13 protein-coding genes are annotated in these 13,812 nt (G+C 68.4%); 11 read left to right on the forward strand and 2 right to left on the reverse strand.

Translation table 11 applies throughout. The annotated features are described in order from the left end of the window. Positions 1-17: 17 nt before the first annotated feature. From AC4OR5_RS17695 to AC4OR5_RS17730, 8 genes are all read left to right on the forward strand, one after another. Positions 18-107: a K(+)-transporting ATPase subunit F gene (locus AC4OR5_RS17695; protein ID WP_003097848.1), complete on the forward strand. Its 90-nt coding sequence runs from the start codon at positions 18-20 to the stop codon at positions 105-107. A 10-nt stretch (positions 108-117) separates the two neighbouring features. Next, positions 118-1,812: a potassium-transporting ATPase subunit KdpA gene (gene kdpA / locus AC4OR5_RS17700; protein WP_003140129.1), complete on the forward strand. Its 1,695-nt coding sequence runs from the start codon at positions 118-120 to the stop codon at positions 1,810-1,812. An 11-nt stretch (positions 1,813-1,823) separates the two neighbouring features. Further along, positions 1,824-3,896: a potassium-transporting ATPase subunit KdpB gene (gene kdpB / locus AC4OR5_RS17705; RefSeq protein WP_003087527.1), complete on the forward strand. Its 2,073-nt coding sequence runs from the start codon at positions 1,824-1,826 to the stop codon at positions 3,894-3,896. 53 nt (positions 3,897-3,949) lie between these two features. After that, positions 3,950-4,501 carry a potassium-transporting ATPase subunit KdpC gene (gene kdpC / locus AC4OR5_RS17710; protein WP_003136152.1) on the forward strand — a complete coding sequence of 184 codons (552 nt, stop codon included), beginning with the start codon at positions 3,950-3,952 and terminating at the stop codon, positions 4,499-4,501. Between the two features lie 107 nt (positions 4,502-4,608). Continuing rightward, positions 4,609-7,266, forward strand: a complete 2,658-nt coding sequence (locus AC4OR5_RS17715; protein ID WP_014603707.1) for a DUF4118 domain-containing protein — start codon at positions 4,609-4,611, stop codon at positions 7,264-7,266. Between the two features lie 100 nt (positions 7,267-7,366). Then, a complete protein-coding gene (locus tag AC4OR5_RS17720) occupies positions 7,367-8,059 on the forward strand; it encodes a response regulator (protein WP_003087534.1) in 693 nt (230 codons plus the stop codon). Between the two features lie 120 nt (positions 8,060-8,179). After that, positions 8,180-9,088 carry a glutaminase B gene (gene glsB / locus AC4OR5_RS17725; RefSeq protein WP_003087537.1) on the forward strand — a complete coding sequence of 303 codons (909 nt, stop codon included), beginning with the start codon at positions 8,180-8,182 and terminating at the stop codon, positions 9,086-9,088. Positions 9,089-9,198: 110 nt separating this feature from the next. Continuing rightward, positions 9,199-9,804 carry a DUF4893 domain-containing protein gene (locus tag AC4OR5_RS17730; protein ID WP_003110632.1) on the forward strand — a complete coding sequence of 202 codons (606 nt, stop codon included), beginning with the start codon at positions 9,199-9,201 and terminating at the stop codon, positions 9,802-9,804. A 3-nt stretch (positions 9,805-9,807) separates the two neighbouring features. On the opposite strand, the gene AC4OR5_RS17735 is transcribed toward AC4OR5_RS17730, so the two are convergent. After that, positions 9,808-10,845 (reverse strand): patatin-like phospholipase family protein, encoded by a 1,038-nt coding sequence (locus AC4OR5_RS17735; RefSeq protein WP_003087542.1) that lies wholly within the window; start codon positions 10,843-10,845, stop codon positions 9,808-9,810. 114 nt (positions 10,846-10,959) lie between these two features. Between AC4OR5_RS17735 and AC4OR5_RS17740 the strand changes: the two genes are divergently transcribed. From AC4OR5_RS17740 to mnmH, 3 genes are all read left to right on the forward strand, one after another. Then, entirely contained in the window at positions 10,960-11,238 is a 279-nt protein-coding gene (locus AC4OR5_RS17740; protein ID WP_003097836.1) for a hypothetical protein, read from the forward strand. A gap of 83 nt (positions 11,239-11,321) precedes the next feature. Continuing rightward, complete coding sequence (selD, locus tag AC4OR5_RS17745; protein WP_058161197.1) at positions 11,322-12,356, forward strand: selenide, water dikinase SelD; 1,035 nt, start codon at positions 11,322-11,324, stop codon at positions 12,354-12,356. Further along, the gene (gene mnmH, locus AC4OR5_RS17750) at positions 12,356-13,465 is read left to right on the forward strand and encodes a tRNA 2-selenouridine(34) synthase MnmH (protein WP_003087548.1); all 1,110 of its coding nucleotides are present in this window, start codon (positions 12,356-12,358) and stop codon (positions 13,463-13,465) included. Before selD ends, mnmH begins: the two co-directional genes overlap by 1 nt. On the opposite strand, the gene AC4OR5_RS17755 is transcribed toward mnmH, so the two are convergent. Then, complete coding sequence (locus tag AC4OR5_RS17755; protein ID WP_003087550.1) at positions 13,444-13,791, reverse strand: GFA family protein; 348 nt, start codon at positions 13,789-13,791, stop codon at positions 13,444-13,446. The two genes, mnmH and AC4OR5_RS17755, sit on opposite strands and share 22 nt — an antisense overlap. Positions 13,792-13,812 lie beyond the last annotated feature (21 nt).

Here is a 13,812-nt window from a genome sequence, read left to right on the forward strand (position 1 = left end):
AAGGAGAGATCGCACACATGACCGTTCTGGATTGGTTGTCCCTGGCCCTGGCCACGGGACTGTTCGTCTATTTGCTGGTGGCGCTGCTACGCGCCGACCGTGCCTAGGGGAGGGCACATGAACAGCCACGAGATTCTCTTGATCCTGGCCTTTTTCGCCCTGGTCCTGGTGCCTGCACCGTTCCTCGGGCGCTACTGCTTCAAGGTGATGGAAGGCCAACGCAATCTCCTCAGCGCGCCGCTGGCGCCACTGGAGCGCGTCTGCTATCGCCTGTTCGGCGTCGATCCGGCGAGCGAGCAGGACTGGAAGACCTACACCCTGGCGCTGCTGGCATTCAACCTGGCCGGCCTGGTCCTGCTGTTCTCGATCCTCATGCTGCAGGGCAGCCTGCCGCTGAACCCGCAGCACCTGCCGGGCCTGGAATGGACCCTGGCGTTCAACACCGCGGTCAGTTTCGTCACCAACACCAACTGGCAGGCCTACAGCGGCGAGGCCTCGCTGAGCTACTTCAGCCAGATGGTCGGCCTTACGGTGCAGAACTTCGTCAGCGCGGCGGTCGGCCTCTGCGTGCTGGTGGCCCTGGCGCGCGGCATCAGCCGCCGCTCCACACGACAGCTGGGCAACTTCTGGGTCGACCTGACCCGCGGCACCCTCTACGTGCTGCTGCCGCTGTGCCTGCTGCTGGCGTTGCTGCTGGTCTGGCAGGGCGTGCCGCAGACCTTCTTCGACTACGTCCATGCCACCACCTTGCAAGGCGCCGAGCAGACCATCCCGCTCGGCCCGGCGGCCAGCCAGATCGCCATCAAGCAACTGGGCACCAACGGCGGCGGCTTCTTCGGCGTCAACTCGACTCATCCGTTCGAGAACCCGAGTGCCTGGAGCAACCTGTTCGAAGTGGCCTCGATCATCCTGATCCCGGCGGCGCTGGTATTCACCTTCGGCCATTACGTGAAGGACCTGCGCCAGAGCCGCGCGATCCTCGGCTGCATGCTGCTGCTGTTCTGCCTCGGCCTGAGCCTGTCGCTGTGGGCCGAATACCAGCCGAACCCGGCGCTGGCGCAGTTGCCGGTCGAGCAGGGCGCACCGATGGAGGGCAAGGAGAGTCGCTTCGGCACCGCCGCCAGCATGCTCTGGGCGATCACCACCACCGCCGCCTCGAACGGCTCGGTGAACGCCATGCACGACAGCCTGAGCCCCCTGGGCGGCATGCTGCCGCTGCTGAACATGATGCTCGGCGAGGTGATCTTCGGCGGCGTCGGCGCCGGCCTTTACGGCATGCTGCTGTTCGTCCTGATCGCGGTGTTCCTCGCCGGCCTGATGGTAGGGCGGACGCCGGAGTACCTGGGCAAGAAGCTCGAGGCGAAGGAGGTCCGCCTGCTGGTCTTCACCCTCCTGGTGATGCCTGTCGGCGTGCTGGTGCTCGGCGCCATTGCCGCCAGCCTGCCGGGACCGGCCTCGGCGGTGACCAACCCCGGCCCGCACGGTTTCAGCCAACTGCTCTACGCCTACACCTCGGGGAGCGCCAACAACGGCTCGGCGTTTGCCGGTTTCGGTGCCAACACGCCGTTCCACAACCTGATGATCGGCCTGGCCATGCTCATCGGCCGCTTCGGCTACATCCTGCCGATCCTCGCCATCGCCGGCAGCCTGGCGGCGAAGAAGGCCAGCCCGGTGGGGCCGAACAGTTTCCCGACCCATGGTCCGCTGTTCGTCAGCCTGCTCACCGTGACCATCCTGCTGGTCGGCGGCCTGACCTTCCTGCCGACCCTGGCCCTCGGCCCGATCGCTGAACAACTGAGCCTCGGCTTCTGAAGGAATCGCACATGAACGCTCAGACCCAGGCGTCCAAGAACGCCTTGCACAAATCGCTCGAACGTCGCCACAACGCGTCCACCAGCCTCGCCGCCTTGTGGCGGCCGGCGCTGCTGCAAGCCTTCGTCAAGCTCGACCCGCGCCAGTTGCTGCGCTCGCCGGTGATGCTGGTGGTCGAACTGACCGCCGTGCTCACCACCTTGCTGTGCTTCGTCCCCGACCAGGCGGTGCCGACCTCGGTGGCGCTGCAGATCGCCCTCTGGCTGTGGTTCACCGTGCTCTTCGCCAACTTCGCCGAAGCGCTAGCCGAGGGGCGTGGCAAGGCCCGCGCGGACAGTCTCAAGGCCGGCAGCCAGGGCCTCTCCGCCAATAAGCGGCGCGCCGACGGCAGTTTCGAGAGCGTCGCTGCCAGCAGCCTGCGCAAGGGCGACGTGGTACGGGTCCAGGCCGGCGAGATGATTCCCGGCGACGGCGAAGTCATCGAAGGCGTGGCGGCGGTCAACGAGGCCGCCATCACCGGTGAATCGGCGCCGGTGATCCGCGAGTCCGGCGGCGATCGCTCGGCGGTGACCGGCAACACCCAGGTGGTGTCCGACTGGCTGCTGGTACGGATCGGCGCCAACCCGGGCGAGTCGACCCTGGACCGGATGATCGCCCTGGTGGAAGGCGCCAAGCGGCAGAAGACCCCCAACGAAGTAGCGCTGGACATCCTGCTGATCGGCCTGACCCTGATCTTCCTGCTGGTGGTGGTGACCCTCAAGCCGTTCGCCCTGTTCGCCGGCGGCAACCTGCCGCTGGTGTTCCTGGTGGCGCTGCTGGTGACGCTGATCCCGACCACCATCGGCGGCCTGCTCTCGGCCATCGGCATCGCCGGCATGGACCGCCTGGTGCGCCTGAACGTGATCGCCAAGTCCGGTCGCGCGGTGGAGGCGGCCGGCGACGTCCACGTGCTGCTGCTCGACAAGACCGGCACCATCACCTTCGGCAACCGCCGCTGCAGCGCGCTGTACGCCGCGCCGGGGGTGAGCGGCAAGGAACTGGCCGAGGGCGCGTTGCTGGCCTCGCTGGCCGATGACACGCCGGAAGGCAAGTCGATCGTCGAATACCTGCGCATCCTGCATCCGATCGAGGAGCCGCGCCGCGAGGAGCTGACGCCGATCGCCTTCAGCGCGGAAACCCGCCTGTCCGGGGTCGACTGGAACGGCCAGGTGTACCGCAAGGGGGCGGTGGATGCGGCGCTGCGCTTCATCGACCTGCCGCGGGAGAAGATGCCCGAGGTGCTTTCGCGGGAGGTGGACAAGATCGCCCAGAGCGGCGGCACCCCGCTGCTGGTGGTAGCCAACGGCCGGCTGCTCGGCGCCATTCACCTGAAGGACGTGGTCAAGCCGGGCATTCGCGAGCGCTTCGCCGAACTGCGTCGGCTGGGCATCCGCACCGTGATGGTGACCGGCGACAACCCGCTGACCGCCGCTGCCATCGCCGCCGAGGCTGGGGTCGACGACGTGATCGCCGAGGCTACCCCGGAGAAGAAACTGGCGCGGATTCGCCAGGAGCAGGGCGAAGGTCGCCTGGTGGCGATGTGTGGCGACGGTGCCAACGACGCCCCGGCGCTGGCCCAGGCCGACGTCGGCATGGCCATGAACGACGGCACCCAGGCCGCCCGCGAGGCGGCCAACCTGGTCGACCTGGACAGCGACCCGACCAAGCTGCTCGACGTGGTCCAGGTGGGCAAGGAGTTGCTGGTCACCCGCGGCGCGCTGACCACCTTCTCCATCGCCAACGACGTGGCCAAGTACTTCGCCATCCTGCCGGCGCTGTTCGTCGGCATCTACCCGCAGCTCGACGTGCTCAACGTGATGCGCCTGCAAAGCCCGCAGAGCGCGATCCTGTCGGCCATCGTGTTCAACGCGCTGATCATCGTCGCGTTGATCCCACTGGCCTTGCGCGGCGTGCGGGTGCAGGCGGCGGACGCTTCGCAACTGCTGCAGCGCAACCTGCTGATCTATGGCGTCGGCGGCCTGGTGGCGCCGTTCCTCGGGATCAAGGCGATCGACCTGCTGCTGACCGCCGTCGGCCTGGCATGAACAACGGCCCTCGCCGTCGGGCGAGGGCCTGGGACTGAAGAGAGGATCTGCACATGTTCAAGCAACTCCGTCCGGCACTGGCGTCACTGCTGGTGCTGAGCCTGGTCACCGGCGTGGCCTATCCGCTGCTGGTCACCGGTATCGCCCAACTGGCGTTCCCCGAGCAGGCCAATGGCAGCCTGCTGCGCGACGCCGAGGGCAAGGTGCTCGGCTCGCGGCTGATCGCGCAGAAGTTCGACGGCGAGGAGTGGTTCCATTCGCGGCCTTCGGCGGGCGACTACGCCACCGTTTCCAGTGCCGCGAGCAACCTGGCGCCGAGCAACCCGGCACTGGCCGAGCGCATCGCCAGGGACGCCGCGCAGGAGCGTATCGCCGACCAGGGGCCGGTGCCGCTGGCGCTGGTGACTACCTCCGGTAGCGGACTCGATCCGCAGCTGCCGCCGCAGGCCGCGCGTTACCAGGCGCTGCGGGTGGCCACGGCGCGCGGGCTGCCGCTGCGGCTGGTGGAAGACCTGGTGGAAAGCCACACCGAGCGGCCGCTGGTGGGGCCGGCGGTGGTCAACGTGCTGGCGCTGAACATGGCGCTGACGGGGTTGAAGCGCTAGGTTTCCCCAGAGACCCACGCAAGGGCTTGCAATATCGCCGCATCGGCGGATGATCGCCGGCGATCGTCCGCCCCGCGCGGCGCAGAGCAACGGAGTACGACCGATCCATGACCGACACCGCACGCGCCGACGCGCTGCTGGCCGACCTGCCCGCTGACGGGCGCGGCCGCCTGAAAGTCTTTCTCGGCGCGGCGCCGGGGGTGGGCAAGACCTTCGCCATGCTGCAGGCCGCCCAGGCCCAGTTGCGCCAGGGCGTGAAACTGCGCGCCGGGGTGGTCGAGACCCACTCGCGGGCGGAAACCGAGTCCCTCCTCGCAGGCGTGCCGCAGCAGCCGCTGCGCAGCCTCGAGTATCGAGGGATGAAACTGCAGGAAATGGACCTCGACGGTCTCCTCGCCGACCCGCCGGCGCTGGCCCTGGTCGACGAACTGGCCCACAGCAACGTTCCCGGCAGCCGCCACGCCAAGCGCTGGCAGGACATCCAGGAGTTGCTGGCGGCGGGGATCGACGTCTACACAACGGTCAACGTCCAGCACCTGGAAAGCCTCAACGACCAGGTCCGCGACATCACCGGCGTGCAGGTCCGCGAGACGGTGCCGGACTGGGTGTTGCAGGAGGCCTACGAGATCGTCCTCATCGACCTGCCGCCGCGCGAGCTGCTGGAGCGCCTGCGCGAGGGCAAGGTCTACGTGCCGGAACAGGCGCGGGCGGCGATCGACGCGTTCTTCTCGCAGACCAACCTCACCGCGCTGCGTGAACTGGCGATGCAGACCGCCGCCGCGCGGGTCGACGCCGACCTCAACCACCGCTACCGCCAGCGCGGCGAGGAAGCGCCGGCGTTGCGCGGGCGGCTGCTGGTGGGCATCGACGGTGACGAACAGGCCGAACGCCTGGTGCGCCACGCCTGCCGGGTCGCCGAACGTCGGCACCTGCCCTGGAGCGTGGTACACGTCGATACCGGCGGCTTGCGCGGCGAGCACGCGCGGATGCGCCTGCAGGGTGCGCAGCAACTGGCCGAGCGGCTCGGCGGCGAGATCGTCGTGCTGCGCGCCGGCGAGGTGGCGCGGACCCTCCTGCAACATGCCCGCGAGCGCCGCGCCAGCCTGGTCCTGGTTGGCCAGTCGCGGCGCCGCTGGTACCGCCGGGCCTTCGGCGGCGGTCTCGCCGGGCGCCTGCTGCGCGACGGCCAGGGCCTGGAGATCAGTGCCCTGGACAGCGAGGCCGACCTGCGCCCGGCGGAACCGCGGCCACGCTATCCGGTGGTGTGGAACGACTATCTGCTGGCGCTGCTGGCGACCGCCCTGGCCAGCGGCCTGGCCTGGATCGTGGCGCACCTGCTGGAGCTGCCGAACATCTCCCTGGTGTTCCTGATGGCGGTGCTGCTGGTGGCAGTGCGCAGCAGCCTGATGCCGGCACTGCTGTGCGCGGTGGCGTCGTTCCTGGCCTATGACTTCCTGTTCATCCCACCGCATTTTTCCTTCGCCATCCATCGCCACGAAGACCTGCTGAGCCTGGCGTTCTTCCTGTTCATGGCCGGCCTCACCGGCAACCTGGCGGCACGCCAGCGGCGCCAGTTGGAGGCGCTGCGCGATACCCAGGAGGAAACCAGCCTGCTGCTGGATCTGTCGCGCAAGCTCACCGCCGCCACCGACCGCCAGGCGGTGCTGGCCGCCGCCGCCCAGCAGTTCGACGACTGGAAGGACGTCGAGGTCTGCCTGCTCGGTCAGGTCAATGGCGAGTGGAAGACCGAGGCCGGCGTGCAGCGGCAACTCGCCGACCAGGAACGGGTCGCCGCCGACTGGGCTTGGGCCCACGACCAGCCGGCCGGCCTCGGTACTGGCACGCTGCCCGGAGGACGCTGGTGGTGGTGGCCGCTGTCGGCGGAAGAGGGACCGCTGGCACTGCTCGGCGTCGCGCCGCTGGACGGCCAGCCGCTGAGCCCGCAGCGCCGGCGCCTGCTCGCTGCCCTCGGCCAGCCCCTGGCCCAGGCCCTGGCCCGTGCGCGCCTGGCCGAGGACCTGGAGGCCGCGCGCCTGCACGGCGAGACCGAGCAACTGCGCAGCGCCTTGCTCGCCTCGGTGTCCCACGACCTGCGCACGCCGCTGACGGCCATGCGCGGTTCCATCGACAGCCTGTTGGCGCTGGGCGAGGCGATCCCGCCGGCGGATCGTCGCGAACTGCTGGAAAGCACCCGCGACGAGGCCGAGCGACTGGACCGCTATATCCAGAACCTGCTCGACATGACCCGTCTCGGCCACGGTGGCCTGAAGCTGGCGCGCGACTGGGTGGCGCCGGGCGACATCGTCGGCAGCGCGCTGAACCGCCTGCGCGCGGTGCTGGCGCCGTACCGGGTGCAGGCGATCGTGGCCAACGACCTGCCGTTGCTCTACGTGCATGCGGCGCTGATCGAACAGGCGCTGATCAACGTGCTGGAAAATGCCGCGCGCTTCTCGCCGAGCCACGGCCGGTTGCGCATCGAGGTCAGCCAGGATGCCGCCGAGCTGCGTTTCGCGGTGAGCGACGAGGGGCCGGGGATTCCCGAGGCCGAGCGGGAGAAGATCTTCGACATGTTCTACACCGCTGCCCGTGGCGACCGCGGTGGCCAGGGCACCGGCCTGGGCCTGGCGATCTGCCAGGGCATGATCGGCGCCCACGGCGGGCGCATCAGCGTCGGCGAAGGCCTCGACGGTCGCGGCACCACGCTGGTCCTGCACCTGCCGCTGCATCCGCAGCCGGACCTCGGGCAACTGGAGGGCGACGAATGAGCCCGGCGCACTTGCCTGGCGCCCGCGCTCGCGCTATTCCTGCCGTTTCCGCGACGCCGCCGCTGGCTCGTCGCCGTGTTCACCTGCCGTGCCGAGTGCCATGACCCAATTGCAGAACAGCATCCTGCTGATCGACGACGAACCGCAGATCCGCAAGTTCCTCCGTATCAGCCTCAATGCCCAGGGCTACCGGGTACTCGAGGCCGGCACCGGCGAAGAGGGGCTGGCCCAGGCCGCGCTGAACCGGCCGGACCTGGTGGTGCTCGACCTCGGCCTGCCGGACCGCGACGGCCAGGACATCCTCCGCGACCTGCGCGAATGGTCGCAGGTGCCGGTGCTGGTGCTGTCGGTGCGCGCCAGCGAGGGCGAGAAGGTGCTGGCCCTGGACGGTGGCGCCAACGACTACGTGACCAAGCCGTTCGGCATCCAGGAGTTCCTCGCCCGCGTGCGCGTCCTGCTGCGCCAGGCGGCGCAGGGCGAAAGCCCGGAGGCGGCGGTGGCGGTCGGCCCGTTGCAGGTGGACTTCGCCTATCGCCGGGTCACCCTGGAGGGTGCGGAAGTGGCGCTGACACGTAAGGAGTACGCGGTGCTCGCCGCGCTGGCACGCCATCTCGGACGGGTAGTGACCCAGCAGCAACTGCTCAAGGATATCTGGGGCCCGACCCACGTCGAAGACACCCATTACCTGCGGGTCGTGGTCGGCCACCTGCGGCAGAAACTCGGCGACGATCCGGCCAGCCCGCGCTTCCTGGTGACCGAGGCGGGCGTCGGCTATCGCCTGCGCGACAGCTGACGCGCAGCGCAATTCTGCGCGAGGAGCATGCCTCCCGCGCGTTCATCGCCTATGATGCCGCGCATTCGCGCTGGCCCGGATGCGCCGGGTCGGCGCCCCGGTGTCACGACGAAGGTCATCATGCAGCAACTGTTGAACGAGATTCTCGATGAAGTCCGCCCGCTGATCGGGCGCGGCAAGGTCGCCGACTACATTCCCGCGCTCGCCGGCGTCGAGCCGAACCAACTGGGGATCGCCGTGTACAGCCGCGACGGCGAGCTGTTCCATGCCGGCGACGCCCTGCGGCCGTTTTCCATCCAGAGCATTTCCAAGGTGTTCAGCCTGGTCCAGGCGATCCAGCATTCCGGCGAGGACATCTGGCAACGCCTCGGCCACGAGCCCTCCGGCCAGCCTTTCAACTCCCTGGTGCAGCTGGAGTTCGAGCGCGGCAAGCCGCGCAATCCGTTCATCAATGCCGGCGCCCTGGTGATCTGCGACATCAACCAGTCGCGTTTCGCCGCGCCGGCGCAATCGATGCGCGATTTCGTCCGGCGCCTGTGCGGCAACCCGGAAGTGGTGTCGGACTCGGTGGTGGCGCGCTCGGAGTACCAGCACCGCTCGCGCAACGCGGCGGCGGCCTACCTGATGAAATCGTTCGGCAACTTCCACAACGACGTCGAGGCGGTGCTGCTCAGCTATTTCCATCATTGCGCGTTGCGCATGAGCTGCGTCGACCTGGCGCGGGCGTTCTGCTTCCTCGCCGACAAGGGCTTCTGCAAGCACAGCGGCGAGCAGGTGCTCAACGAGCGGCAGACCAAGCAGGTCAACGCGATCATGGCCACCAGCGGGCTCTACGACGAGGCCGGCAACTTTGCCTACCGGGTCGGCCTGCCGGGCAAGAGCGGCGTCGGCGGCGGCATCATCGCGGTGGTGCCCGGGCGCTTCACGGTCTGCGTCTGGTCGCCGGAGCTGAACGCCGCGGGCAATTCGCTGGCGGGTATCGCCGCGCTGGAAAAGCTCAGCGAGCGGATCGGCTGGTCGATCTTCTGAAACCGCCGCCCGTCGTGGCGGCGCTCGAATTCCCGGCGCCGCTGCGCTATGTTCTGCGGCTACCGCTTGCCGGCGCCGGATGCGCCGGTCCACTCGCCAGGATGGTCGCCATGTCCCGCCCGATTCCCGTTTCCCGTGTCTTCGCCTGCCTCACCGTTCTCGCCGCCTGCGCGCACGCCGGCGCCGCCGAGCCGGACTGGCGTGGCTACACCAGCGACCAGCAGCAGCGCAGCGTGCTGGCCGTCGAGCAGGACGCCGAGGCCATCAACAAGCGCTACTACGACAGTGCCTTCGAGGAATTCCTGCCGGAACTGGAGCAACTGGAACTCAGCCTGGCGCAGCCCGTCGTCGCCGTCGACGAGAAAGGCCTGCTGGGCGACTGGAAGTGCCGCTCGACCCAGGCCGACCAGTACGGCATCTATCGCTATCCGAACTTCCAGTGCCGCATCCGGCGTACCGACCGCGGCCTGTTCCTGGAGAAGACCAGCGGTTCGCAGCGGGTCAGCGGCTACCTGTTCCGCGAAGGCACGCAGCGCTACGTGTTCCTCGGCGGCGCCACGGTCAACGACGAGCCCCAGGTGGCCTTCAGTGGCCTGGCCCACGGCGCGCCGGCTGAGTCCGACGTGGTCGCGCTGCTGCGCCCGCACGCCGGCGGCTTCCTCCTGCTGTTCCCGGAACGGCGCGGCGGCTACGAGGTCCTCGAGTTCAGCCGCTGAGGCTCAGGCGTTGTCTTCCTCGTAGCGGTCCAGGGTGTCGCTGGCGATCTGCCGGCCGAGGGCGATCAACTCCGGCGCCTTGTAGAACTCGAAGAAGCGGCAGACCCGCTTCGGCACGTTGATCAGGATGTCCGGCGGGTAGCCGGCGATCTTGTACTGCGCCAGCGAGGTCTGCATCACCTCGAAGCTCTGGTTGACCAGTTCCAGCAGTGATGCCGGACCGCTGCTTTCCACCACCGTGGTGCCGCTGGCCGACTTCGGCGAGTCCTTGCCTTGCGGCGCCGCGGCCGGCTGTTGCAGTTGCGGCTCGGCGGGCTCCTCGGATTCCGCCGGAACCGGATGGAGCAGGGCGTCGGCGCTCAGCTCCGGCGGGGTATTGTCGTCGCCGTGGCGGCGGAAGAACGAGAGTTTGTGGCCGAGGCTCTCGATCATGCTGTCGAAGCGCCCCTTGAGCGCGGCCGGACGTTCGATCACCGGCAGGTGGTACTGCTTCTGGTTGGTGGCGTTGAGGTTGACCGCGATGATCAGGTCGCTGTGGGCCGACACCACCGGCACGATCGGCAACGGGTTGAGCAGGCCGCCGTCGACCAGCATGCGGCTGCCCTGCATGACCGGGGTGAACAGGCTGGGGATCGCCGCCGAGGCACGCATGGCCTGGTGCAGGCAGCCTTCCTGGAACCAGATTTCCTGCTGGTTGGTGAGGTCGGTGGCAACCGCCGTGTAGGGAATCGACAGGTCCTCGATGTTCACCTCGCCGAGGATCTCGTGGATCTTGCCGAACACCCGCTCGCCGCGGATCGCGCCGAGGCGGAAGCTGACGTCGAGCAGGCGCAGCACGTCGAGGTAATCCAGGCTTTCCACCCACTCGCGGTACTCGCGCAGCTTGCCGGCGGCGTAGATGCCGCCGATCACCGAGCCCATGGAACAACCGGCGATGCAGGTGATCTCATAGCCGCGCGCCTCGAGTTCCTCGATCACGCCGATGTGCGCGTAGCCGCGCGCACCGCCGGAGCCCAATACCAGGGCGACCTGTTTGCTCATCTGCAACCCCTTGCCAATACTGCGTGACGAAGCGAAAACGATACGCGTGTCGCCCGGCCGCCGCCAAGTGCGTCGCGGCGATGCGCGGCCCTTTCCCTGTCCGGAGATCGTTCGATGAAAACCTGGATCGTTCTGCCCGTCCTTGCCCTGACCCTGGCCGGCTGCGCCGGCAAGACCGCCTACCGGGAGAACTGCGCCGACCAGCTGGACGCGGCCTGGAAGGAACTCGACCTGGCCAAGGCCGAAGGCTTCGCCGGCACCGTCAGCTACTCGAAGGCCCTGACCCTGCTCACCGGGGCCAAGACCCAGCAGCAGTTCGAAGCCTACGAGGGCTGCACCAGCAAGGCCGAGAAGGCGCGCTTCTATATCCGCGAGTCGCGCGCCGGGCGCTGAGCCGGGCGCGGCGATCGGCCCTCTGGCGGCGGCGCCGGCTTTGCTAGAATGGGCACTTTTCCGACATCCACGGGAGTACACCGATGAGCGAGGCGATCCGCCTGACCCAGTACAGCCACGGCGCCGGCTGCGGCTGCAAGATTTCGCCCAAGGTACTGGAGGTGATCCTCGCCGGCAGCGGCGCGCAGAACCTCGATCCGAAGCTCTGGGTCGGCAACGCCTCGCGCGACGACGCGGCTGTCTACGCCCTCGACGAGGAGCGCGGGGTGGTCTCCACCACCGATTTCTTCATGCCGATCGTCGACGACCCCTTCGATTTCGGCCGTATCGCCGCGACCAACGCCATCAGCGACATCTACGCCATGGGTGGCGACCCGCTGATGGCCATCGCCATCCTCGGCTGGCCGGTCAACGTGCTGGCCGCGGAAGTCGCCCGCGAGGTGATCGCCGGCGGCCGCAAGGTCTGCGAGGAAGCCGGCATCCCGCTGGCCGGCGGACACTCCATCGACGCCCCCGAGCCGATCTTCGGCCTGGCCGTGACCGGCGTGGTGGAGAAGCGTTTCATGAAACGCAACGACACCGCCGAGGCCGGCTGCAGGCTGTACCTGACCAAGCCGCTGGGCATCGGCATCCTCACCACTGCCGAGAAGAAGGCCAGTCTGCGCGCCGAGGACGTCGGCGTGGCGCGCGACTGGATGTGCACCCTGAACAGGCCCGGCGCGCGCTTCGGTCGATTGGCCGGGGTCAAGGCGATGACCGACGTCACCGGTTTCGGCCTGCTCGGCCACCTGGTGGAAATGGCCGACGGCAGCAAGCTCACCGCGCGCGTTGAGTACGCCGCGGTGCCGCGCCTGGCCAGTGCCGAATATTATCTGGAGCAGGGCTGCGTGCCCGGCGGCACCCTGCGCAACTTCGACAGCTATGGCGAGCGCATCGCGCCACTGCCGGAGGTGCAGAAGCTGTTGCTTTGCGATCCGCAGACCAGCGGCGGCCTGCTGGTGGCGGTGGCTCCGGAAGGCGAGGCGGAGTTCCTCGCCGTGGCGGCGGAACTCGGCCTGCAACTGGCGCCGATCGGCGAACTGGTCGAGCGACAGAGTCTCGCGGTACAGGTGCTGTAATGCGCGACAACACCCAGCACTACCGCGAGCTGTTTCTCGACGATATCCCTCTGATGGATGTGCGCGCCCCGGTGGAGTACCACAAGGGCGCCTTTCCCAACACGGTCAACCGGCCGCTGATGAACGACATCGAGCGGCAGAAGGTCGGCACCAGCTATAAGCAGCACGGCCAGCAGGCCGCCATCGCCCTTGGTCACGAACTGGTCTGCGGGGCGCTCAAGGCCGAACGGCTGGCGGCCTGGAAAGCCTTCGCCGAAGCCAACCCGAACGGCTACCTGTATTGCTTCCGCGGCGGCCTGCGCTCGCAGATCGTCCAGCAGTGGCTGAAGCAGGACGCCGGCATCGACTACCCACGGGTGATCGGCGGCTACAAGGCGTTGCGCAACTTCCTTTTCGAAACCACCCGAGCGGCGGTCGACGAGTGCGATTTCGTGCTGGTCGGCGGCCTCACCGGTTGCGGCAAGACCGAGGTGATCGCGGCGCTGGACAACAGCCTCGATCTCGAAGGCCACGCCAACCACCGCGGCTCCAGCTTTGGCCGGCGAGCCACGCCGCAGCCGGCGCAGATCGACTTCGAGAACCGCCTGGCCATCGACATCCTGAAGAAGCGTCATCGTGGCGTCGGCCAGTTCGTCCTCGAGGACGAGGGGCGGATCGTCGGCAGCTGCTCCTTGCCGCTGGAGCTGTACCAGGGCATGCAGGGCTACCCGCTGGTCTGGCTGGAGGATGCCTTCGAGCAGCGTGTCGAGCGTATCCTCAGGGACTACGTGATCGATCTGCGCAGCGAGTTCGAGCGCGTGGTGGGCGTGGAGGAGGGCTTCGCCGCCTTCTCCGCCTACCTGCAGAAGAGCCTCGCCGGCATCGTCAAGCGCCTCGGCGGCGAGCGCTACCAGCGGCTGGCGGCGATCCTCGTGCAGGCGCTGGAAGAGCAGGGCCGCGACGGCTCGGTGGATACCCATCGCGGCTGGATCGAGGGGCTGCTCAAGGAGTACTACGACCCGATGTACGCCTTCCAGCGGCAGAGCAAGGAAGACCGCGTCGAGTTCCGCGGCAACCAGGCCGAGGTGATCGGCTACCTGCGCCAGCGTCAGGCGTTGCGGCCATCGTAGTGCTGTACCGGGAGCGCGCTGGCGTCGATGTCCTCCAGGCAGCGCGCGTTGACCGCGGCCATCGCCTGGCCGTCCGGGCCTATGCCTTCGCTGAACGGCGCGCAGCCGCAGGTGGGGCAGAAGTGATGCTGCAGGCGATGGGTGTTGAAGGTGTAGGTGTGCATCGCGCTGGCCGGCGTCTTCAGCGCCAGACGGTCGCGCGGGACGAACCACAGCAGCCAGCCGCGCCGGCTGCACAGTGAACAGTTGCACTGGATCACCTGGTCGAGGTCGCCTTCGACTTCGTAGGCGATGGTTCCGCAGTGGCAGCTTCCTCGATAGTTCATGGCAGGGCTCCTGGGTGAGGG

The organism is Pseudomonas sp. YA1, assembly GCF_058680555.1.

Excerpts from the sequence above, each read along its gene's own strand:
- mnmH (WP_003087548.1), top strand. The coding sequence starts at position 12,356 with ATGCGCGACAACACCCAGCACTACCGCGAGCTGTTTCTCGACGATATC.
- selD (WP_058161197.1), top strand. The coding sequence starts at position 11,322 with ATGAGCGAGGCGATCCGCCTGACCCAGTACAGCCACGGCGCCGGCTGC.
- AC4OR5_RS17740 (WP_003097836.1), top strand. The coding sequence starts at position 10,960 with ATGAAAACCTGGATCGTTCTGCCCGTCCTTGCCCTGACCCTGGCCGGC.
- kdpA (WP_003140129.1), top strand. The coding sequence starts at position 118 with ATGAACAGCCACGAGATTCTCTTGATCCTGGCCTTTTTCGCCCTGGTC.
- AC4OR5_RS17755 (WP_003087550.1), bottom strand. The coding sequence starts at position 13,791 with ATGAACTATCGAGGAAGCTGCCACTGCGGAACCATCGCCTACGAAGTC.
- AC4OR5_RS17720 (WP_003087534.1), top strand. The coding sequence starts at position 7,367 with ATGACCCAATTGCAGAACAGCATCCTGCTGATCGACGACGAACCGCAG.
- AC4OR5_RS17695 (WP_003097848.1), top strand. The coding sequence starts at position 18 with ATGACCGTTCTGGATTGGTTGTCCCTGGCCCTGGCCACGGGACTGTTC.
- kdpC (WP_003136152.1), top strand. The coding sequence starts at position 3,950 with ATGTTCAAGCAACTCCGTCCGGCACTGGCGTCACTGCTGGTGCTGAGC.
- glsB (WP_003087537.1), top strand. The coding sequence starts at position 8,180 with ATGCAGCAACTGTTGAACGAGATTCTCGATGAAGTCCGCCCGCTGATC.
- AC4OR5_RS17715 (WP_014603707.1), top strand. The coding sequence starts at position 4,609 with ATGACCGACACCGCACGCGCCGACGCGCTGCTGGCCGACCTGCCCGCT.
- AC4OR5_RS17730 (WP_003110632.1), top strand. The coding sequence starts at position 9,199 with ATGTCCCGCCCGATTCCCGTTTCCCGTGTCTTCGCCTGCCTCACCGTT.
- AC4OR5_RS17735 (WP_003087542.1), bottom strand. The coding sequence starts at position 10,845 with ATGAGCAAACAGGTCGCCCTGGTATTGGGCTCCGGCGGTGCGCGCGGC.
- kdpB (WP_003087527.1), top strand. The coding sequence starts at position 1,824 with ATGAACGCTCAGACCCAGGCGTCCAAGAACGCCTTGCACAAATCGCTC.